The following is a 21,029-nucleotide window of genomic DNA, read 5'->3' as shown; positions in this document are numbered from 1 at the left end:
AGGACGCGGTCCTACGCGGGATCAGCGGCTTACGCGGTGATGAATCGGGCGACGCCGGTCTCCAGGAGCGAGTCCATGGAATCCAGATGCGTCGCCGCCGTGACGAGCTGATCGTATTCCGCCCGTGAGACGGGAATACGGAAGTATTCGACGACGCGGACCAGTTCGTCCAGCGCCAGTTCCGCCTCGTCGTTGTCGATAAGTTCGAGCACCGAGGTGAGGGCCGGGACCGGCGTGTTGCGCTGGGTCAGGCGCCGGGCGAGGGCCTCCGTGGTGGAGCGCAGGAGAGCTTCGGGGGAGTCCGGTGGCTGCTGCATGTCGGGAGACCTTCCGTGAAGGAGGCCGCGGTGGCGGAGAGCACGAGCCCCTCTGCCACCGCGGCCCATGGCGTGTCAGCCGGTTCTGTTGATGTAGGCGGTGGTCACGCCGAGCGGCTTCCCGTCAGGCGCCGCCGTGGTGCGGTAGAACACGGTGACCGTGTACTTCTTCTTCTTCCGGCATCCGCAGCCGGTCCAATACGAGTACGTGACCTTCCACGAGCCGTCGTAGACGCCGCCCCATTCGTTTCGCCACTTGCCGGATATGAGCGTCTTCTTCAGGTCGCTCATCATAGTGGAGCTAGAATGCCAGGCTGACTGCTTGCCCTTTCCGACGTGCCTGTCCTTGATGTGCCGCAGGCCGAACTTGCCGTACCTCTTTCCATTGGCCCGGACGGCGGAAGTGCTGCCCTCGCGGATGGTTTTCCAGTGGCTCCCGGGAGAGCGTGACCACATAAGGATGCGCCACTTGTCGCATGCCTTGAAGGGGTTGCCCCAGGCGCCGCAGCGGCCGTCCAGGTCGGTGCCGTTGACCGGGTCTGCGCACACGAAGTCGTAGGCGTTGCAATTGCCGCCGAAGACCGGGTCGGTCTGCAGGAAGCGCGCCGAGGCAGGGTCGTACAGGCGAGCACCCATCAGGACGAGTCCGGTGAGGGTCTCGCCGGAGCGCTGGTTGCGGCCGAACCACCCGTAGCGAGGCGCGGTCTTACCCGTCCGGGAGGCACCGTTCTCGTCGGTGTCGACCACGGTCGGCGCGACACTCGCGTCGAGCGGCAGCTGCAGCGCGACGTCGCCGTGGACGTTGGACAGTTGCAGGACCGTGCCGCCCGTTTTCCCTGTGGTGGCGCTGAACGTACCACTGGCGGAGGCGACATTGCGGGTCACTGCCCCCTGGGTGTCCTCCTCGATCCAGCGCGGGCTGTCGGACGCGTCCGCGTAGTGGTTGACCTTGGCGGACGTTTGGGCCCAGGTGCCCGAGGTGTTGGTCTCCACGGCCGCCGAGCGGAAGCGCAGCGCCGCGTCCAGCTGCCAGGTCTGGCGCCGGCTGCCGGCGGTCTGCTGGCGGATCAGGTCGTTGACGTAGTACGTCAGCGTGGAGCCGGGCAGCGCGGTGTTGCGGCCGAAGGCGTCGTAGGTGTACCCCGTCTCGGCGATCCGGTCCGCAGTGTCGTAGGACCGGGTCGTGGCGGTTCCCGCGCTGGTCGGGCAGTCCGCTCCCGGAGCGGTCGCGGTCGCGGCCGTGCCGGTGCGGTTGGAGCGCTTGTCGAGCGTGTAGGCGCGCAGGGTACAGACGTTGTCGCTGGTGTCCTCGACACGGGTCAGACGCCCTGTGGCGTCGTAACCGTACTCCTGGTGCGACCACCCCGAGTGCGAGGCGGTCTGGCCGTGGATGGTCGTGGTGACCGAGTCGTCGTAGACGGTGGTTCCGTCGCTGTCCCGCGTGTAGGTGCGGGCGACTGCGGTACCCGCGGCGTCCTTGACCGCCTTGAGCGTGTAACCGCCAGGCAGCTTCTCGGTGGCCACGGCGCCGTCGGCGTCGTAGGTGGCGGAGAAGGCACCGGCGACCGAGTCCGTGACCTTGGTGGGCAGGCCGCGGGCCTCCGCGGTGGTGTCGTAGGCGTAGGTGACGGTGCTGGGCACGCTGTCACTCACCTTGACCGGGCGGTCCAGCAGGTCGTAAGAGGTGAGGGTGGTGGCTCCGTCCGCGTCGGTGTAAGAGATCTCCCGGCCGAGCTTGTCGTAGACGCGGGTGAGGGTGCCTCCGGTCGGGGATGTGGTGTTGGTTGCGCGGCCCGTGGCCGCGTCGTAGCCGGTCGTGGTGGTGGGGACGCCCGCCCCGACACCGCCGGTGAACTGCACGGTGGTGGGCCGGCCCGCGGCGTCGTAGCCGCGGGTGATGGTCCGGGTCGAGGTCCCGGACTTCTCGGTGGTCTTCGCCGTGTTGCCCCAGCGGTCGTACTCGGCGGTCATCACGGGCAGGTCGGCCGGGTTGGTGCCGCCGCCGGTGATGCTGCCGGCCGGCCCGGCGGTACACACCAGGTCGGCCCATTCGGGACGGCCGGCGCAGGCGCCGGTGCCGGTGGCCGACCAGTAGGCGGTGACCTGCGTTCCGGCGTCGGTGCCCGAGGTGCCCGGGGCGCCCTGCTTGATCACCCGGCCCTGCTCGTCGTACTGGGTGGTGGTGGTGATGGCGAGGCCGGCCGGGTCCTGGACCACTCGAGTGGGCAGGCCCTTGGCCCAGTCGTAGGCGACGGTGGTCAGCTGGGCGTCGGCCATGACGGCCGGGTGCTCGCGGACCTGCGCGCCTTCGGTGGTGCTGGTGATCTGGTTGCTGGTGAGGGCGGTGTCACCGGCAGGACGGCCCTCGTCGTAGCGCTTGCTGGTCCAGCTGCGGGCAATGACGGAGGTGCCCGCCACCACCAGGGTGGTGGCTCCCGACTTCAGGTCCTTGGCGAGTTCGACACGGCCGAGCGGCCCGAACTTCTCCCGTTCCTGCGTGCCGGTCTCGTCGTACACCGAGCGGGTGGACAGCAGTTCGGCGCGTTCTGCGGCGGGCCGGTCGGCCAGGCCAAGGTCGGCCAGTGCGGCCTTGGCGTCCGCGGTCACGCCGAGGGCCGTCTCCCGGTTGCCGGCGGACAGCTCGCGTACGGTGTTGCCGTGCCGGTCGTAGTCGACGCTGTCGATCCGGCCGCCCGGTTCGGCGAGGTTGGTCCGCTGCCCCGAGGCGTTGAGGTACTGGATGGTGGCGCGCCGGTAGTCGGATGCCGTCAGCGCCGAGCCGGAGTGTGAGGCGGGTACGGCGTCGGCGGGGAAAACGGCAGCGGCGTCGGAGGGGATGTCCTGCTGCCCCCAGGCGCGTACCGCGTCCGCGTTCATCTGGTACGGCGCGGACGCCCCGGACAGCGGGACGTCATAGACAACGCTGGTGGTCGCCTGACTCTCGACCGTGTCCGGCGTGCCCTCCTTCAGCGCGGCGCGCGTGGCCTTCAGGAGCATTCCCTCGCCGGCTGCCGGGTCGTTGCCGGCCTTGCCGTAGGTGAAGGTCCAGGGCAGTTCGCCGGGCGGGGTGAGCGCGGTGATGCGGCCCGCCGAGTCATAGCCATATCCGGTCACGAGGGACGGCGTGATCTGCGGGTTCCAGGCCTGGCGGAGCCGCCCGGCGGCGTCGTACCGGTAGGTGTGGACGGTCTTCGGCGTAGCCGCCGCCGCTCCGGGCTCGGTCGACCACAGACGGATCTCGCGCACCTGCCCGGCGATGTCACCGAGCGTCGACGAGGTAGCCGTCGTGCCGGTGGCGTAGACGTACTCCAGCAGGCGGCAGCCCTTGGTCGACGGTTCGGCCGCGCAGACCGACGCGGTGACCGCGGAGGTGGGCGCGATGATCCGGGTGGGACGGGCCACGACCTTGCCCTCCACGGTCACGTTCTCCGACATGACCGAGGTGGTCGAGTGGGAAAGGCCGTCGACCAGCGTACTGCTGACCTGCCAGACGGACGACTGCCCGCCGGTCCGCTTGAACTCCGTGACCGTGCCGGAGCTGTCCGAGAGTGTGAAGGTGTCACTGACGCTGCCCTTGAGGACCATCTCCTCGGCGCCCGGTTCCGGGACCCAACCGGTCTTTGCCGCGTTGGCCGTGAAGTGGATGGGGCTGTCGTCGGCCAGCACCACGCTGACGGCGGTGTCGGAGATCCGCTCCAGGTGGGTGTACTCCGACTCGCTCAGCTGGGCCTCGAAACCGGACACCCACTGGGGACCGAAGATCGGAGCCTGCTCGTCCCGCTCCGCGCCGGCGCCGGGGCGACGGGAAAAGGCGGTGCGGGTGACGGCGAGGTCGAAGAAGGAGGCGTCCTCCTGGGCGAGGGCGAAGTCACCGGTGAGCAGGTTCACCTCACCGGGACCGATGTCCTCGCTCGCGGCGCCGTCGGCGTTGCGGTTCACCACGACGGAGATCGGGTCGGTGCTGCCGACCGCCGACGCGGGGCCCGTGAAGTCGGCCTTGACCTCGATGGTGCCGTCGCGGGTGACGGTCCCGGACGCGTTCCAGCTCAGCGGCGCGTTCTTGCCGTTGGTCAGCGTCACGGGCCAGGCGGGGAGCGCGGTGCCGTCGCGGCTGACGTCGGCCGCGGGAATGCGCTGCCAGTCGTCGGCCGCCGAGCGGCGCCAGGAGAATGACACGGCGTCGTACTTAGTGCCGTCGGTCTCCGTCTCCAAGACCAAGCGCCGTGCGGTCTGCTCACCGGCGGCCGGGCGTAGGAATCCGCCGGCACCGGCGTTGAAGGTGTACTCGACCACGGGGGACCGGTTGTCGGCCTTGTCGACGGCGCGCACCAACAGGGCCTGGGGCCCGTTGTCGGCCGGGGTGAGGGAGATGGCCTTGTCACCGGTGGCGCCACCGGTGGCCACCTTGGTCCAGGTGACGCCGTCCAGAGACCACTCCAGCCAGTTGTGGTCGGAGGCGGGCGGGGTGACGGTGAAGGTGCCGGCCTGTCCCGCGCCCTTGACCCACTTGCCCGTCGGGTAGTCGGTCGAAGTGACCTTGGCGGGCGGGGCGGGGGCCTTGGTGTCGACCGTGAAGGTCTTCCAGGCCGACCAGCCGTTGTTGTAGTTGGTGCCGTCGTAGGGGCTGGTGCGGAACTTGTACGTCTTTGCGTCGGTCAGCACCCCGGACGGCACTGTCACGGTCGCCGTCTGCCCGGAGGGCACGTACTTCGAGACGATGACGTCGCCGACCTGCGTGTTGGTGGCGTTGTCGAAGATCTGGAAGGTGCCGTTGACCTTGTCACCGTCGGCATCGACGAAGGTGTCGCGCAGCGTCGGGGTGAGGGTGTTGACGGTGTATGCGCCGCCGTAGGAGAAGTACGGCGGGCCGGCTTCCTGCTTGGTCCCGGTACGCGGCCGGTAGTTGTATGTGACGACCAGCTTGGGCGGGTTGGTCGCGGCGTTGGCGGAGTTGACCCGCTTCCACTGACCGGTGACGTTCTCGTCGGATGCGCGCAGGCCCATGTGGGAACGGGATGCCTTCGCGGAGGCCCATTCCTGCACCATCGTCGTGACGTCGGCGTTGATCCAGCCGTCCGGCTGGGTTGAGCAGGACGAATTGCCGCGAGTCTCCGAGGACGTGGCCTTCTTCGCGGTCCACGACGGCTGGGCCGTCCACCGTGACGAGGTCGACGCGGCCCCGGTGGACCATACCTCCCACGGCTGGGTGGGGCACGAAGACCCGGTGTAGTTGCCGGAGTGGAAGTTCCACAGGCTGAGCTTCGCGTCCACCACCAGCGCGTCGGAGATCGGCGACGTGTTCCATGAGATGAACGACCGTGCCGTGCGCGGGGTGCCATCGGCGTTCTTGGTGCCCGGGTTGCCCAGGTCCAGCTCGACGTCCGTTGACCAGTCGCGGGTCTCGCCCTGCTGGACGTAGGTGTCGAAGACGTTCGACAGTGCCGACGTGGACGGGTCGACGGTAACCGGGTACTTGGTGTCCGGATCGGCAAGGAACTTCGCGTCGGGCGTGACGACCAGGTCGATGGTCGCCCCCTTCCTCACGACCTTCATCGCCACGGGCACACGGCGGGTGTGCTCACCGGAGACCTCATCGACGGTGGCGTCCCACATCACCGGCGCGGGCATCACCGCGGTCTTCTTGTTCTTCTTGTCCGTGAATACGACACTGCCGTCGGCCTGCTGTTCGGCCTTCAGGCCCTTGGCCTTCAGCGGCAGCGTGTAGGTGTAGTCGTCCGTCGCGGGCTTCTTTTTGATCTCGACGAATTGCTCGAACCCCGTGCGCGTCGCCTCGACCACCACGTCCGCGCCCGGGATGGCGTTGACGTACTCGGCGCGCGTGCCGTCCAGCTGTGGGGTGGGCAGGCCGCCCTTCCACTGCAGGGTGATCTGCTCACCGCCCTCGCCGAGGGTCACGAGATCGGTGGCTTTGGTCGCCTGCGCGGCCTTCAGGGACGTGGCCGGGGTGCCGGCCTTGCCCGCCAGTTTCAGACCGTGAGGGTGAGCCTTCGGCTCCACTCCGCCGTCAGCCGAACTGATGAGGTTGAGGTCGACGTCACGCCAGTCACCGGTGGTCTCGTCCTGGAAACGGACTGGGCCGGCGGTCAGCTCGGTGGTGAGTGAGCCGTCCTTGTTGACCCAGGTCGTGGAGGTTTCCGTGCGCTCCGACAGCGCTTCCACCCGCTTGCCCGACAGGCGGGCGGCCACGCGCGCGGACGGGATGTCTGCCGCTTGGGTGACGGCCGACTTGGCCGGTGCGGCTGGTGCATGGCGTGGTGTGGCCATCGCGACGGTGCCGTCGAGCAGCGTGACGGACAGGGCCAGGGCAAGGCTCCCCGCTACGTAGCGCAGGCTCCCCCCGGACCAAGGCCGCCCGCGCCCTTCCGGCGCAGGTATGTGAATCGTCATGATTCCTCGGTCTCTTGAGCACATGTGCATCACCTGTGTGATGCACATGTGAACGTATCGGGGGGAACAGACCGTCAACTGCGACAAGGGGGGCAATGTCGACTTCAAAGCTCCTGGAATCGAAGTGACATGCGTCTCCCTTGTGGCCGGTGTGGTCAGCGCTGCCCTGGTCGGCTGCATCCGTCACGTGACGCGCGACGGCCCTTTGCGACTTCTGGCGTTACAGGGAGGGGCGTGTAGAGGTCTAACAGTGACCGGGGCTTGTCGTTTCGATCGGGACGACCTGGGGCATCCGTTTTCACGGAGATTGAGTCGGTTGGCCTCTGGCAGCCTCCCGGTGGACAGCCGGTGGACAGACGCCTTTGGACGGTGCAGCACGGGGCCGCATGGCTCAACCGGATACACCTGTGCTGATCAGGTAGAACGTCATGATGCGGTCCCACGCGGCACCGGGCAACATGATCGCTCTCGATCTCGTAATGCGTAGGTCTCGGGTTCGAATCCCGAAGGCGGCTCGGAATCACCCCAGGACTCACCGCCGTGACCTGGGGTTTTTCATGGCCGGGGCATGCCGAGCTGCACCACGGGGTGCCGTGGAAGTGCTTGCGTGAGCGGAGCCGTCTCCTGGGTGAAAGACATGGCCGGTCGACCCAGGCCGAGTGCCAGGCGGGGGGCCCGCGTCCTGTGTTCGCGATGGCGCTTCACGACGTTGACTGTCGTCATCGAGTGCGACCACGCGGTAGCCGCTGTCCGTCTTGGGGTCGGATGCCTCGACCCCCCAGGCTTCGATGCGCCGACGGCCGGCAGGGCCAGTGACGCGGTCATCGAGGCCGACCGCGAGGCCCAGCGCGAGGGCGGTCGGATGGATGCCGAGAACGGCGTCGACCTTCTCGTAGTCGTCGGCAACACCGGTGGCGGCCAAGCCACTCACCCTGCCGCCGGAGCAGCCGGCGTCCCCGAGGTGGCCCTCGTCGCCGACAACCAGACCGCCTCGGCATACGTCGACTCCATCCTCCGTCCGGGGGACGTCGTCCTCGTGAAGGTGTCGCGCGGCGGACAGCTCTGGCAGGTCAGGCAGCGCCTCACGGGGCAGGGTGCACCAACCTCCAGTGTCCGGAGTTCGCGATGCTACGCAGCCATGCGCGGGCGGTCTCACTCTCGCGGATGTCGTAGTTGTCGCAGATCAGGCGCGCCTTCAGGAACACTCGACCCATGTTGGCGGACACCGGATCCTGGAGCCGCATCCAGATCAGTTCGGGGCGAATGTCCGAGCCGAGACTACGCAGCCCGCTGCGGCAAGGCCCGCTGCCGTGAGGGCCCACCAGGCAGCAACGGGTTGGGTGTTGAACAGCAGCCCGCACAGCAGTGGACCGATCGCGGCACCCAGGGAGACTCCCATTTGGCTATGGGCTGTTGCCTGTTGCTCCCTGCCGTCATAGGGGAGACCGATGACGTAGTGCAGCAGCCCCGCCCAGCCCCAGCCGCCTCCGTACGCGAGGAGGGCCCCCACGGCGTTCATAGCGAACGCATTGCTTGCCAGGAGCGCGGTGCCTGTCGCGCCGGCCACGAACAGTCCCGTCAGAGCCGGCCACGCGACCTGGGGCAAACGACCGACCAGCCAGCCCGCGGCCAGGCGGACGCCGATGTTCAGCGCGGCGCCCGCGGTTGCCACCGCACCGGCAGCCGCCAGCGACGCCCCCCGGGCCGTCAGCGCGACCATCAGGAAGCCGCCCAGACCGTTGCCCACCATCGCGCCGAAGAAGCCCGCGCAGCTGAGGGCCATCAAAAAGGCGTCGTTACGCAGAGGGGTACCGCGATCTCCCGCCCTCTTGGGAATGCGTTTGTACGAAGGGGCACGCCGTATCAGGAGAGCACTGCCTGTGCCGCTCAGCACGGCCGTACCGGCAAACACCGGTCGCCAGCCGGCAGGGCCGGCCAACACGGGCATCGCCATGCTGGCGAACAGAGTCGCGGCCGGCACCGCTGCCTGTTTCATCCCGAAGGCGAGCGCACGCAGCCGGGGTGCGCAGCGGCTCATGAGCAAGGCGTTGGTGTGCGGCTGGGTGTAACCGTAGGCCGCACCCCCGAGGATCGAGCTGACCCAAAGGCCCACCACAGGTACCAGCGCGGCGGAGAGCAACCCTAGACAGGTGGCGCACAGCGCCATGGCCAGAGTGTGTTCCCCGTTCAGAGGCGAGTCGGCCCGTTTGCTGGCAAACGCACCTGCGAGGGATGCCAGCCAGTACGCCGCCAGAATGGCGCCCATGCGGATGGAACTCCATCCGAACTCGGCGGAGATCAGGCCGTTGGCGGCACCAGGCAGAAATACAGGCAGCGAGGTGAGGACAGTGACCATCGCAACGCGCACAGCGGCACAAAGACCAGCCGGATCACGGGTTGCCGAACCTGGCTGTTTTCGACGGTCGGCAGGAGCGAGCGTGCTCATGAGGCGTGTGCCGTCACCTGGGCGGCGGGCTCAGCCGCTCCGCAGTCGAGCAGTGCCCGGGCCACCGCGTCCGCGTCGCCCAACGTGACGGAGTCGACGCCCGGTCGCACGCCTGCGGCCGTGGCCCAGTGCACGCCTTCCGTAGGGATGCCGAGGGCAAAACGTCGGGGGTGCGCTCGTCCTCCCATGTCCAGGAGACGACTCGGCCGCTGCGTCACCGCGAGCGCCCCTGTCTCGTAGTGGCTCCCGTCCGGATTGGGGATGCGGTACGGAACCGCCCGGCCGGAGTCGAGAAGCCCACGGAGCAACGGGTCGACGGTCAGGCGGACGTCCGCGGTCTGAACGCGTGCCTCGATGACAGTTGTGACCTCGATCGAGGGTCCCGGCACCACGGATGAAGAGATGAGGAAGCCGCCGGAAGCTGTCGGCGGGGAGACACGCATCCCGGGGCCAAGGGGCCTGAGCACACCGGCACGTATGAGTGCGGCCATCTCGGCGATGCGTCGCCTGGGCGGCCCGATGGACAGACTGGCGTTGAACGGTGAATACCAGCGGTCGAGTTCGTCGCGATAGGAGACCCCGGTGATCCCGCCGTGATCGACGACCTGCCGTATCTCATTGCGCAGGTCACGCAGCGCATCGAGAGCCGACTTGACCGGATCGCCGATGTTGCCGCCGCGGGCGAACTCGGCGTCACGCTCCAGATGATCAACGAGCCAGTGGGCGAACTCCTGGGGCCCACGCAAGGCTTGCTTGTCGTACGGAGTCTCGACGGCTTCCCAACTCCAGCGATCTCGCTCTCTGACGTCGTGGCGCCGCAGTAGCCGGTGCTCCTCGCGGCTGCCCGCGGGCACCTGCAGGAAGTCCCGCAGGAAGGCCGCGATGGTCTCTTGCGGCATACCTCGCCGGCGCAGCAGCGCCTGGTAGTAGACGGTCTCCACCTCGCGGGCGATCAGCGGCCACACGTCACGACGGAAGTGGACGTCGCCGTGTGAGCTTGCGCGTTCCCTCAGCGCGCGGATTTTCGACGCGGTGAGCAGCGCCGGTTGGTGACGTTCGCTCATGGCCTTCTGGTTGTCGCCGCGTGCCCGGTAAGGGATTCCGCGCCGGGAGCCCGCGTACAGGAGCGGCTCGCGGCCCGAGGGCCGATAGCCGAGCCGGCCGTCCCCACGCTCCGTGAACACACCGCCGCGGCCTTGCGTGAACAGGATCAGGTAGTCGAAGAAGGTAAGCCCCAGACCGCGTAGCGCCACGGGCTCTCCGGGCGTAATCGCCGCGAGATCCATGTCTGCGGGGTTGCCCGGTCCGATGCGGCGGGCACTGTTTTGGGAGGCCGCGGTCCCAGCGGAGGACGGCGCGGCGGGCAGGTGCCCCTGCGTCAGGACCACGGCGTCCAGAAGCAGGAGCTCGCCGCCGGAGAGTCGTAGGAGCTGATGCGCACCGCACTCGTCCAGTTCGACCGCGGTGTCTCGGTGGATCGTCACCGTCACACGACGGGGCGCGGTTTCGACAGTCCTGCGGAGAGCCCACTGGAGGTAGTGGCCGTACAGAGCGCGCGTGGGATAGGAGTTCGGCCCCAACTCCCGCACCTGTTCAAGGACGTCGTCCGGATATTGCTCGGCTGTGCCCATGACGCTGAGCAGGGTCGCCCACTGGTACAGGTTGGGCCCTGGGGTCACCGGGCCGGCGCACGAGACGCTCGCGTCGGTGAACACCGTGATCTGCTCCGCGACTGTGTTCATCAACAGGTGTGTGGACTGATCCGTCCGCCATATCCGGCCGGCTCCGGCCGGAGCCGGATCGATGGCATGCACGGTCACGGGTCCTGCGTCCGGGTCCGCCGATGCGTTGGCGCACAGCCGCTCCAGTGTGATGAGTCCGCGCGGTCCCATCCCCACGATGCCGACCCTGAGCTGACCATTCAACGGAAATCTCCATCCCTTCTGTTCCTGCTTGAGCAACTGCCGATCCTAGCCATGCGCTGAATTATTGATGCATCATGCACCGGATTTATTCACTCTATGCATGGAACCATTCATGCACGGGGTGAATGAGTTGGTGGGGTGGTCTATTTCTCACTGCTCCACTCGCTGAGTAGCGTGCTGATTGAGCGAGCAGAGGAGCAGAAATGCGCGGGAGCCTCTGCCTTCGCTCTTCGCCCGTGTATCGCGGCGATCGTCGATGCCCTTTTGTCCTGCGATCGAGGATGTACATGAATAGCCCCACCCCGGCCAAATACAAGCCGTACAATCGCTCGTCGATTCAGCGGACACCGTACTGGGACCGTATGCCGCAAGACCTCCGCGAGGCGGTCGATGTTGTGTCGCACGTTCTCCCCTTCAGGACAAACCAATACGTACTCGATGAACTCATCGATTGGGACCGAATACCGGATGACCCGATTTTCCGTCTCAACTTCCCGCACCAGTCGATGCTTGATCCCGAGGACTACGCCACGCTGCGCGACCTGCTGCGCTCGGGTGACAAGCAGCAACTCGCGAAGCAGATCCACGTGGTCCGCTCGCGTATGAATCCGCACCCGGCCGGCCAGCTCACGCACAACGTGCCGGAACTGGACGGAGAAGTCGTCCCTGGAATCCAGCACAAATACGCGGAAACCGTTCTCTTCTTCCCGAGCGCCGGCCAGACGTGCCACGCGTACTGCACGTTCTGTTTCCGGTGGCCGCAGTTCGTCGGCGAGGAGGACCTGCACTTCGCGGCTCGTGACGCCGAGGGGTTGGCCGCGTATCTGAAGCGCCATCCCGAGGTCACCGACGTACTGATCACCGGTGGCGACCCCATGATCATGCGGACGGCCAACCTGGAGCGGTACCTTGAGCCGCTCCTGTCGCCCGAGCTCGCTCACGTCCAGAACATCAGGATCGGTACGAAGGCCGTGGGCTACTGGCCACAGCGCTTCGTCAGCGACGTGGACGCCGATGACCTGATGCGCCTGTTCGAGCGTGTTGTCGGTGCCGGCAAGCACCTCGCGCTGATGGGCCACTACAACCACCCGGCCGAGCTCCGCCCCGCCATCGCGCAGCAGGCCCTCCGGCGTATTTCCGCGACGGGTGCCGTAGTCCGCACGCAGTCCCCCGTGCTGCGGCACATCAATGACGACCCGGGTGCCTGGCACGAGCTGTGGACTCAGGGAGTGAAGCTGGGCGCCATTCCGTACTACATGTTCGTCGAGCGCGACACCGGAGCCCGCGCGTACTTCGAGCTGCCTCTCGCGGAGGCGTACGACATCTTCCGGACCGCCTTCGGGTCTGTCTCCGGGCTCTCGCGCACGGTGCGCGGCCCGTCGATGAGCGCGTTTCCCGGCAAGGTTCTTATCGACGGCATACCGACGATCCGAGGCGAGAAGGTCTTTGCTCTGCAGTTCCTTCAGGCACGGGAGGGTGGCCTCGTCCGCCGTCCCTTCTACGCGAAGTTCGACCCTGAGGCGACGTGGTTCGACCAACTCGTGCCGGCCTTCGGAGAGACCAAGTTCTTCTTCGAGGAGAAGGCAACTGCCGCCGGCTCGGTCACTGGCCGGCCGCTCGACCTCGTGGGGGCTTGAGCGGTATGGCCGAGAAAGAACAACCGACGTACGAAGTCCTGGCCCTCCGATTCGGCACGCATGCCGACCGGCCTGCACGGGACAACTTCCTTGTCGACGAGGGCCAGTTCACCCGAGGCACCGACATGCCGATGGACTTCTACCTCTGGGTGGTCCGCAACGACCGGCACTTCTTGCTGGTCGACACCGGGTTCCCCCAGGAGATGGCGCTGCGTCGAGGACGCACCCTCTTCCGCGACCCCGTCGACGCGCTGGCCGACCTCGGCGTCACGGCGGACGACGTCTCGGATGTCGTGATCACGCACATGCACTACGACCACGCGGGAAACCTGGACCGCTTCCCGCACGCACGCGTTCATCTTCAGGAGGAGGAGCTCCGATTCTGCACCGGGCCCGCGATGCGTCACCACATCGTGCGCAAGCCCTTCGAGCCCGTCAACGTGCGGACCGCTGTCCAGGGGTTGTTCGAGGACCAGCTGGTACTGCACCGCGGGGAGGCCGAGATCCTTCCCGGCGTGACCGTGCACCCCGTACCCGGCCACACTCCGGGCACTCAGGTGGTCCGGATCCCCACCGCCCGGGGCTGGGTGGTGCTGGCGAGCGATGCCAGTCACCTGTGGGCCAACATCCGGCTGCGCAGCCCTTTCCCGATCCTGGACCACCTCACGCCGATGTTGGAGGGGTACGACGCAATCGAGGCCCTGGCGGACGGTGACGACCACATCATTCCTGGTCACGACCCTCAGGTGGCGCAGCGCTTTCCCCGGCTCGTCGGGGCTGCGGACTGGGTCTGCCTGCACGACCCCGCCCTCGACAGCCTGAACGGCCGCGAGATCGCCGAGGCGGCGAACGGTGCGGTGCGATGACGGCCCTCCAAGTGGCGGTCGTCGGTATGGGACCGCGAGGCCTGAGCATCCTCCAGCGGATCTCCGAGCTCGCCGGGCGTCTGCCCGCCGGACGCGGTTTGGACGTGCACCTTGTGGACCCCGGCGACGGCGGCCAGGGCGCGCACTCCTCACGCCAGCCGGCACACCTGCTGACCAACACCGTCGCCAGCCAGGTAACGATGTTCACCGACGGCCGGGGCCCTTCGTTCACTGAATGGGCTGCGAGCAATGGCTACCGGGAGTTCGACGCCTCCTTCCACCCGACCGGTGGCGACGGGGGACGGGCGGTGGGGGAGCACGCGTACCTGCCGCGGCACATCCTCGGTTCCTACCTCAGCTGGGTCTTCGACCAGACGATACGGAACCTGCCGCACCACATTCGCGTGGTCCACCATCGCGACCGCGCCGTGGACATTGAGGCGCGAGGCGGCGGGGCCTTCGCTGTTCATCTTGCGAAGGGCGTGGCTTTGCCCAGCGACTACGTCTTCCTGGCCACGGGACATTGCGAACGGATCGCAACTGACGAGGACCGCGGGTACGAAGAGTTCGCCGGCGAGCACGCCCACCGCAACCCGCAGCTCGTGTACTGCCCCAACCCCTATCCGGTCGACCGGCTCCAGGAGATCGCCCCAGGCTCGTCCGTGGCCGTCCAGGGGTTCGGACTGACCGCGCACGACGTCATCTCCGAACTCACCGTCGGCCGCGGCGGCCGGTTCCGCGGGACCGGAGCGGAGATGGAGTACCTGCCCTCGGGACGTGAGCCACAGATCCACCTGTTCTCCCGGAGGTGCCTGCCGTTTGCCGCGCGCGGGGTGAACCAGAAGGGTCTTACCGGCGGGCACCGGCCGCAGTTCTTCACCAAGGAAGCCGTACAGGCCCTTCGGGAGGCGGCGTCACGACATCGGAAAGACCCCAGGCTCGACTTCGAGGAAGAAGTCCTGCCGCTCCTCCTGAAGGAGATGGGATACGCCTACCGCTCGGCACAAGCGCCTGACTCCATTCCTCCGGAGGAGTACGAGTTCACCCCAGCTGACCGGCGCGTGGTCGAGGAGATCATCGATCCGTTGCACGGCCGGGAGTTCAAGGACCAGGACGCATTCACGAAGTTCTTCCTCGACTATGTCGAGAGCGACCTGACGCACGCGGGGCTCGGCAATCTGACGAGTCCGGTGAAGGCCGCCACTGATGTCATCCGCGACACCCGGGCGAGCTTGCGTGAGGCCGTGGAGTTCTCCGGGCTCACCCCCGGTTCTCACCGGACGTTCAATTCGACGTACGTCCCTGTCATGAACAGGGTTTCGTTCGGCCCGCCCCGCCACCGTAACCACCAGCTCCTCGCGCTGTTCAGAGCAGGGACAGTGGACCTGGCTGGGGGGCCGGGTTGCCGGGTGGTTCCGGACCGGGACGCGGCACGGTTCGCGATCCGGACCGAATACCCGGAAGGGACAGCGATCTGCCACGCCGATGCGCTGGTCATCGCCCGTCTCGACGCGTTCCACCCTGAACGAGACAGGTCGCCACTGACCGCGAACCTCCTGGTACGCGGCCTCGTCCGCCCCTACGCGAATGGCGGGTTCAAGCCGGGCGGTCTGGACATCGACGAGCGGGGACGTCTGATCACGGCGGCCGGCGAGCCGCTCCGTACCGCCTGGGCAGTGGGCTACCCCGCCGAGGGGCCGCGGTTCTACACCCATGCGCTGCCCCGGCATGGAATGACATCGCAATTCACAACCGATGCCGATGTCTCCGTGCGCGACATGATCGCGCACATACGACACCGCGACGAAGTCAACCCGAAGGAGACGTATGCCAGTTCAGACCGGAAGCCAGTTTCCCTACCCTGAATTCCGCAGCCGTCATGTGCGGGAGCGGCAGAGCCCCGTCGTGTGGCGGTGGGAGACCCTGGCCAAGGAGATCGAGGCTGCTGAGCACACTCCGTACGGCACCCTCACGCTGGCCGTACCCGGTGGCAGCCACGAAGTCGTCCCGGGAACTTCGATGACTTTCCAGGCTGTCCGACCCGGTGAGCGCACCGTTCCGCACTCGCATTCCTGGTGGCACCTCTATTTCGTGCGGGCCGGATCAGGGGCCGTGATATTCGACGATACAGGCGATTCGGCGAACTTGAGCGCGGACGACATCATGCTCATCCCGGCCTGGTCCGTGCACCATTTCGAGAATCGCGATGGAGCCGAGGACCTGATGCTCCTCAACATGTCGAACCTGCCCCAACTGGCCGGTCTGCAAAACAACTTCTCCAAAGAGCATGCGTGACAAGGCATTTGTCGAAGCAGGAGGAAGAGATGTTCAAGAGGATTGACCACATAGGCGTGGTGGTCGACAACATCACCGAAGCGAGAGCGTTCCTGGAAAGCCTGGGGATGCGGTTGGAGCGGGCCCAGGAGGTGCCCGAGCGGAACGTGAAGATCGCCTTCTACCACTGTGGGGACGGCCGGATCGAACTCATCGAGCCCACGACCGAGGAAGCCCGACGGAACCGGCTGGGCGAGGGCAACCAGGCCCGCCTTGAGCACATCGGTGTCGAGGTCGACGACGTGCCTCAGATCATGAAGGCGGTCCAGGGGCTCGGCGCCGCATTCACGACGAGTAAGCCCGTCCCCGTCGGTCCGAACCTCAACGCCTGGACGAAGCCGGAGACGTCCTCCGGCATCCAGTTCCAGCTGGTCCAGCGGGACGCGGTCTAGTCCTCGCCCCGTAGTCACAGTCAGGTGGATTCCTTGAATACGTCTGTTTCAACCGAGCCGACGCGGGCCAGAGCCGCGCGGGCCCTGGCCGGTCTGCGCGGGAGACGGCCAGGCTGGTTGCTTGCCTGCCTGCTCGGCGGCATGTTCCTGGGAAACGTCGACATCGCTGTCGTCAACGTTGCGATCCCGTCCATTCGTGAGCGACTGGGTGCGTCAGGCGGCGAACTGGAACTCATCGTTTCGGGATACACCCTGGCCTACGCCGTGCTGCTGATCACCGGAGCTCGGATCGGCCAGATCCGCGGACGTCGATGGACGTACCTGATCGGGCTCTCCGTCTTTACCCTGTCCTCGCTCGCCTGTGGCCTTGCGCCCGACAGCACCACTCTGGTCGGAGCTCGTGTCGTGCAGGGGGTCGGCGCGGCCCTGATGGTCGCGCAGGTCCTGACGGGCATTCAGGTTCATTTCGAGGGCACCGCACGCCGGCGGGCACTGGGCGCGTACACCGGCGTCCTCGGGGTGAGCTCAGTTGTCGGCCAGGCGCTGGGCGGTGTCCTGGTGTCCGCCGACATCCTGGGCACCGGTTGGCGGCCCATATTCCTGATCAACGTGCCGATCGGCATCGTCCTTCTTGCGGCCTCGTACGTCTTCCTGCCCGATGACGTGATCTCGGGACAGACGAAGCTGGACATGCGCGGCGTTGGCCTCCTCTCGCTCGGGCTCCTCCTCCTGGTGACTCCGCTGGTGCTCGGCCAGGACGCGGGCTGGCCCCTGTGGACATGGCTGTGTCTCGCTGCCTCGCTGCCTGTGTTCGTCCTCTTCGCCAGGGTGGAGCGGGGCATCGCACGGCGCGCGGGCGACCCGTTGATGAACGTTGCGCTGCTCGCCCGCAAGCAGGTCTCCCTGGTGCTCGTTTCCCAGGCTGTGGCCCGGGCGAGTTACTTCGCGATCCTGTTCGTCCTCGCGCTCTATCTACAGCAGGGACTTGGCAAGAGCGCGGTCTACTCGGGCCTGGTCCCGATCGCCTGGGTGGCGACTTTCGCTGTCGTCGGCCCGGTTCTCGGCCGGATGGGAGCACGCTCCCGAAGGCTTGCGGCTCCGGCCGGCGGCCTGCTGATGGCGGTCTGCTTCGCGGCGGTAGCGGCCGGCGCGCAGAGCACCGGGCCGCTCATCCTGCTCCTCGGTATCGGCGGCATCGGCTACGGCGCAGCGTTCAGCGGAACCCTGGCTCGCCTCACCGACGCCGTCGAAGCGCAGTACGCGCCGGACGTGAGTGGCCTGTTCAACACGACGCTGCAGGTCGGCGGAACGCTGGGCGTAGCCGTCTTCGGCACCGTCTACCTGAACCTCATCACGCGCGGCGGGACGCCGCATGACGCGTTCAGCACGACGAGCGCCATCCTGGCCGCCGTATCGGTCACGGCCTCCGCGTTGATCCTGCTTGCAGGAAAGCCCCGAACCATCACCCCCTCTCACTCATGACAACGAAGGAGTTCAGCATGGACGTCATCCGTCACCCCGGAGACGCGACCCAGGGCCCAGAGGACCGGTTCGCCGGTGATGTGTGGCTGTGGCCGCACATCGGCGCCACGGCCAACACCGAGGTGCGGAACGTACTGTTCACCCCCGGCTCCCACAGTGCTTGGCACCGGCACCCTGCGGGGCAGGTGCTGCACATCACCGAAGGCGTGGGATATGTGCAGGCCCGGGGCGCCGAGCGCCAGGAGGTCAGGGCCGGAGACACGGTGGTCTGCCACCCCGGCGAGGAGCACTGGCACGGAGCGACACCGGGCACGTTCATGACGCACATTGCGGTTACGGACGGGCCCACTGACTGGAAGGAGCACGTGGCAGACGAGGACTACAGGGGCTGATCATGCCCTCGGGCAGAGCCGGACGGCCTTGAAGTGAACGGCACGTCCCGGGGCCCCACGGTTCGTCCGTGGGGCCCCTCGACGCGAGGGCGAGGGGCGGACCGGGTGGACGACACGTCGTGGGAGCGAGGGCCATCCGATGGGGCCAAGGGCGCTTCCACAGCGCTGTATATGCTCCTGATCATGGGTATCGAGCTGCACCACCTCCGAGGGTTTTTGGCCTTGGCGGACGAGAAACACTTCACCCGGGCAGCGAAGCGGATGAATGTGTCCCAGCCGACGCTCAGCCGCAACATAAAGCGCTTGGAGGAACTGCTCGGCCGCCGTCTGCTGGAACGGACCACCCGCCAGGTTCACCTCACAGCAGAAGGCGAGAGTCTTTACGAACAACTTCGCTTCCTCATCCCCAGGTTGGAAGCGGTGTTGCGCCCGCAAGCCGATGACGAGACCTTCCGTGTGGGTTTCGCCTGGGGCTTTCCGACAGGATGGCCACAGGAAGTCATCGCGGGCTTCGAGGAAGCGACGGGCCTCTCGGTACGTGTGCACCGTCACGATGCCAAGCTCGCCGGAGTGGACACCGGCGACACGGATGTGGCCATTCTGCGGGGCCGAATCAGGGCTCCCGACGTGGAGGTCCTCCCCCTGCTGCACGAACGCAGAGTTGCGGCGGTCTCCACGCGATCCGAACTCGCCGGGCGCGAGGAGATCAGTTGGCAGGAAATCGCCGAATTGGGCCTTGTCATCAACGAGGTGAGCGGTACGACCGATCTGGCTGACTGGCCCGTGGGCAACCAGCCCGGTGTTTCCGTGGTCTGCCGGAATTTCGACGAATGGCTGGAGGCCGTCGCCGCGAACAAGGGGGTGGGTGTGGTCCCCGAGTTCGTTGGACGACAACACATCCATTCCTTCGTCTCGTTCCTCACCATTCCCGACGCGCCGCTGGTGCCTCTCAACCTGGTCTATTCCCGGCCCGGCGGGCACCCCCTGATCCCGCGTTTCGTCGCCATGGCCCAGGGTGCTGTCGGTGGCACCGCACAAGCCGTCGATGCGTGAGCGGACGGGGAGGCCCCATGGGGGATTGATGTCACGTCGGGCGAGGTCGGCAAGCCGCTGACCCGGTGAAAGCGGATCGAGCGTGCGGTGATTCGTCGTCGGCCATAGGCGATGGTGCCTCCGGGCGCCGGGACGTGTACTCGGTGCGGCTCTGTCCGACGCCACCGGCGAGAACCGTCTTTCCTCCGCCCGGCGTGGTCAGGGCGCGGGTCAGGCCGCTTGATGCATCAGATCCTTTCGCTGGCACGTCGTTGTGAAGGAACCGTCGCCGGAATCCCGGCCCGGGCCAACGAACTGCTGATGGCCTGCAAGATCGATCAGCCGGCCGTCGCCGGTGCTCGCGAGACACCGTGTTGCGTCGAGTGGCCGCCCCGCCTCACCCGTGCGCCTGCTGCGCATGCCTCGGCAGCAGGCCCACCAGGAGCAGCGTCAGGAAGTTGAGGGCCGCCGTCGTGGCGAAGATCAGTTCCGCTGCTGAGAGGTAGGAGGAGAGGGACGCGGGGTGGACCCGGGTGAAGAAGAGGGTGCCCAGGGCTGCCACGCCGATCGCGCCCGCGAACTGCTGGACCGCGTTCAGCAGGCCCGCGCCGGTGCCGACCTCCTCGGGGGTGGCGTCGCCGATGATGAAGTCGACCAGGGGAACGAAGACCAGGCCCGAGCCGAAGCCGGTCAGCAGGAGGGCCGGGGTCAGGTTCCAGAAGGTGATGCCGGCCGCGAAAAGGGCGACGGTCCACCACAGGGACAGCAGGCCTGCCACCGCGATGCCGAGTCCGAGGTGCAGGGTCGCCCGGCCCAGCTTCTCCGCGAGCACCGCGCCCGCGAGGAGGACGGCGACGGCCGTGCCGAGTGCCCACGGGATCAGGGTGACGCCGGTGTGCAACGGGCTCCAGTGCAGGCCCTGTTGCAGCAGCAGGTTGATGACAAGGACGAACGCGCTGAGTGAGGCGTAGAACCCGGCGACGATCAGCAGGCCGACGACGAAGCTGCGCTTGCGGAACAGCGACGGGGTGGTGACCGGGTGCCGGCTGCGCCGCTGGGAGACGACGAACAGCGCGAGCAGCACGACCGACGCCGCCATCATCACGTACGTCCAGACCGGCCAGCCCAGGTCGCGGCCCTCGATCAGCGGGACGATCAGCAGGGCCGAGGCCGCGGTGAGCAGGCCTACGCCGGTGAGGTCGACGCGGGCTGCCGGGTCCTCTCCGCCGCGGCGCGGCAGGACGCGCAGGGCGAGGGTGCCGGCGACGACGCCGAGCGGCACGTTGATCAGGAAGATCGAGCGCCACTGGCTGCCGAACAGGTCCAGGTGGAGCAGCCAGCCGGCCAGGATCGGGCCGCCGACCATGGTCAGGCCCATCAGCGGGCCCACCGGGGTGAGCGCCTTGCGCAGGTGCCGCGGCGGGAACACGACCTTCACCAGGGCCAGGCCCTGCGGGATCATCACCGATCCGCACAGCCCTTGCAGGGTGCGGGCCACGATCAGGAAGAGCGGGCCGGGCGCGAGTCCGCAGGCCAGCGACGTCAGGGTGAAGCCGGTCATGCCGAACAGGAACAGACGACGCCGGCCGAGTACGTCTCCGAGCCGGCCCGAGGTGACCAGGCCCAGCGCGAAGGCGGCGGTGTAGGCGCTGATCACCCACTGGACGGTGACCTGGCCGCCGCCCAGGTCGGCGTGGATCGACGGGCCGGCGAGGCTCGCGATGCTGGAGTCGATGAGGTCCATGACGTCGGCCATCACCACGACGGTCAGCACGAGCCATGCCGTACGGGAGGGGGC

The 21,029-nt window shown here is 67.5% G+C and carries 13 protein-coding genes; 8 read left to right on the top strand and 5 right to left on the bottom strand.

Going from position 1 to position 21,029, the window contains the following annotated elements:
* Positions 1-29: 29 nt before the first annotated feature.
* The 4 genes from AB0912_RS29335 to AB0912_RS29320 all read right to left on the bottom strand — a co-directional run bounded on the left by AB0912_RS29335 (position 30) and on the right by AB0912_RS29320 (position 11,132).
* Positions 30-317, bottom strand: coding sequence for a hypothetical protein (locus tag AB0912_RS29335; RefSeq protein ID WP_366705060.1), 288 nt, complete (start codon positions 315-317; stop codon positions 30-32).
* A 75-nt stretch (positions 318-392) separates the two neighbouring features.
* Positions 393-6,602 carry a DNRLRE domain-containing protein gene (locus AB0912_RS29330; RefSeq protein ID WP_366705082.1) on the bottom strand — a complete coding sequence of 2,070 codons (6,210 nt, stop codon included), beginning with the start codon at positions 6,600-6,602 and terminating at the stop codon, positions 393-395.
* A gap of 1,372 nt (positions 6,603-7,974) precedes the next feature.
* The gene (locus AB0912_RS29325; RefSeq protein WP_366705058.1) at positions 7,975-9,171 is read right to left on the bottom strand and encodes an MFS transporter; all 1,197 of its coding nucleotides are present in this window, start codon (positions 9,169-9,171) and stop codon (positions 7,975-7,977) included.
* A complete protein-coding gene (locus AB0912_RS29320) occupies positions 9,168-11,132 on the bottom strand; it encodes an FAD/NAD(P)-binding protein (protein WP_366705056.1) in 1,965 nt (654 codons plus the stop codon). Before AB0912_RS29320 ends, AB0912_RS29325 begins: the two co-directional genes overlap by 4 nt.
* A gap of 251 nt (positions 11,133-11,383) precedes the next feature.
* Here AB0912_RS29320 and AB0912_RS29315 point away from each other — a divergent pair, with 251 nt between their 5' ends.
* From AB0912_RS29315 to AB0912_RS29280, 8 genes are all read left to right on the top strand, one after another.
* A complete protein-coding gene (locus AB0912_RS29315) occupies positions 11,384-12,733 on the top strand; it encodes a lysine 2,3-aminomutase (protein WP_366705054.1) in 1,350 nt (449 codons plus the stop codon).
* A 5-nt stretch (positions 12,734-12,738) separates the two neighbouring features.
* Entirely contained in the window at positions 12,739-13,599 is an 861-nt protein-coding gene (locus AB0912_RS29310) for an N-acyl homoserine lactonase family protein (protein WP_366705052.1), read from the top strand.
* Entirely contained in the window at positions 13,596-15,464 is a 1,869-nt protein-coding gene (locus AB0912_RS29305; RefSeq protein ID WP_366705050.1) for an FAD/NAD(P)-binding protein, read from the top strand. Before AB0912_RS29310 ends, AB0912_RS29305 begins: the two co-directional genes overlap by 4 nt.
* Positions 15,427-15,894, top strand: a complete 468-nt coding sequence (locus AB0912_RS29300; protein WP_366705048.1) for a cupin domain-containing protein — start codon at positions 15,427-15,429, stop codon at positions 15,892-15,894. Before AB0912_RS29305 ends, AB0912_RS29300 begins: the two co-directional genes overlap by 38 nt.
* 29 nt (positions 15,895-15,923) lie before the next feature.
* Entirely contained in the window at positions 15,924-16,325 is a 402-nt protein-coding gene (locus tag AB0912_RS29295; protein WP_366705046.1) for a VOC family protein, read from the top strand.
* A 33-nt stretch (positions 16,326-16,358) separates the two neighbouring features.
* Entirely contained in the window at positions 16,359-17,807 is a 1,449-nt protein-coding gene (locus AB0912_RS29290) for an MFS transporter (RefSeq protein ID WP_366705044.1), read from the top strand.
* A gap of 17 nt (positions 17,808-17,824) precedes the next feature.
* Positions 17,825-18,199 carry a cupin domain-containing protein gene (locus tag AB0912_RS29285; RefSeq protein ID WP_366705042.1) on the top strand — a complete coding sequence of 125 codons (375 nt, stop codon included), beginning with the start codon at positions 17,825-17,827 and terminating at the stop codon, positions 18,197-18,199.
* Positions 18,200-18,382: 183 nt separating this feature from the next.
* The gene (locus tag AB0912_RS29280; protein WP_366705040.1) at positions 18,383-19,252 is read left to right on the top strand and encodes a LysR family transcriptional regulator; all 870 of its coding nucleotides are present in this window, start codon (positions 18,383-18,385) and stop codon (positions 19,250-19,252) included.
* A gap of 376 nt (positions 19,253-19,628) precedes the next feature.
* On the opposite strand, the gene AB0912_RS29275 is transcribed toward AB0912_RS29280, so the two are convergent.
* Positions 19,629-21,005 (bottom strand): DHA2 family efflux MFS transporter permease subunit, encoded by a 1,377-nt coding sequence (locus tag AB0912_RS29275; RefSeq protein ID WP_366705038.1) that lies wholly within the window; start codon positions 21,003-21,005, stop codon positions 19,629-19,631.
* Positions 21,006-21,029 lie beyond the last annotated feature (24 nt).

Source organism: Streptomyces sp. NPDC007084, assembly GCF_040703595.1.
In the GTDB taxonomy this organism is placed as follows: domain Bacteria; phylum Actinomycetota; class Actinomycetes; order Streptomycetales; family Streptomycetaceae; genus Streptomyces.
This window is presented reverse-complemented; position numbering and strand designations above follow the sequence as displayed.

Coding starts and splice junctions, on each gene's coding strand:
- AB0912_RS29335 (WP_366705060.1), bottom strand. CDS start 317: ATGCAGCAGCCACCGGACTCCCCCGAAGCTCTCCTGCGCTCCACCACG.
- AB0912_RS29330 (WP_366705082.1), bottom strand. CDS start 6,602: ATGGCCACACCACGCCATGCACCAGCCGCACCGGCCAAGTCGGCCGTC.
- AB0912_RS29325 (WP_366705058.1), bottom strand. CDS start 9,171: ATGAGCACGCTCGCTCCTGCCGACCGTCGAAAACAGCCAGGTTCGGCA.
- AB0912_RS29315 (WP_366705054.1), top strand. CDS start 11,384: ATGAATAGCCCCACCCCGGCCAAATACAAGCCGTACAATCGCTCGTCG.
- AB0912_RS29310 (WP_366705052.1), top strand. CDS start 12,739: ATGGCCGAGAAAGAACAACCGACGTACGAAGTCCTGGCCCTCCGATTC.
- AB0912_RS29305 (WP_366705050.1), top strand. CDS start 13,596: ATGACGGCCCTCCAAGTGGCGGTCGTCGGTATGGGACCGCGAGGCCTG.
- AB0912_RS29300 (WP_366705048.1), top strand. CDS start 15,427: ATGCCAGTTCAGACCGGAAGCCAGTTTCCCTACCCTGAATTCCGCAGC.
- AB0912_RS29295 (WP_366705046.1), top strand. CDS start 15,924: ATGTTCAAGAGGATTGACCACATAGGCGTGGTGGTCGACAACATCACC.
- AB0912_RS29285 (WP_366705042.1), top strand. CDS start 17,825: ATGGACGTCATCCGTCACCCCGGAGACGCGACCCAGGGCCCAGAGGAC.
- AB0912_RS29280 (WP_366705040.1), top strand. CDS start 18,383: ATGGGTATCGAGCTGCACCACCTCCGAGGGTTTTTGGCCTTGGCGGAC.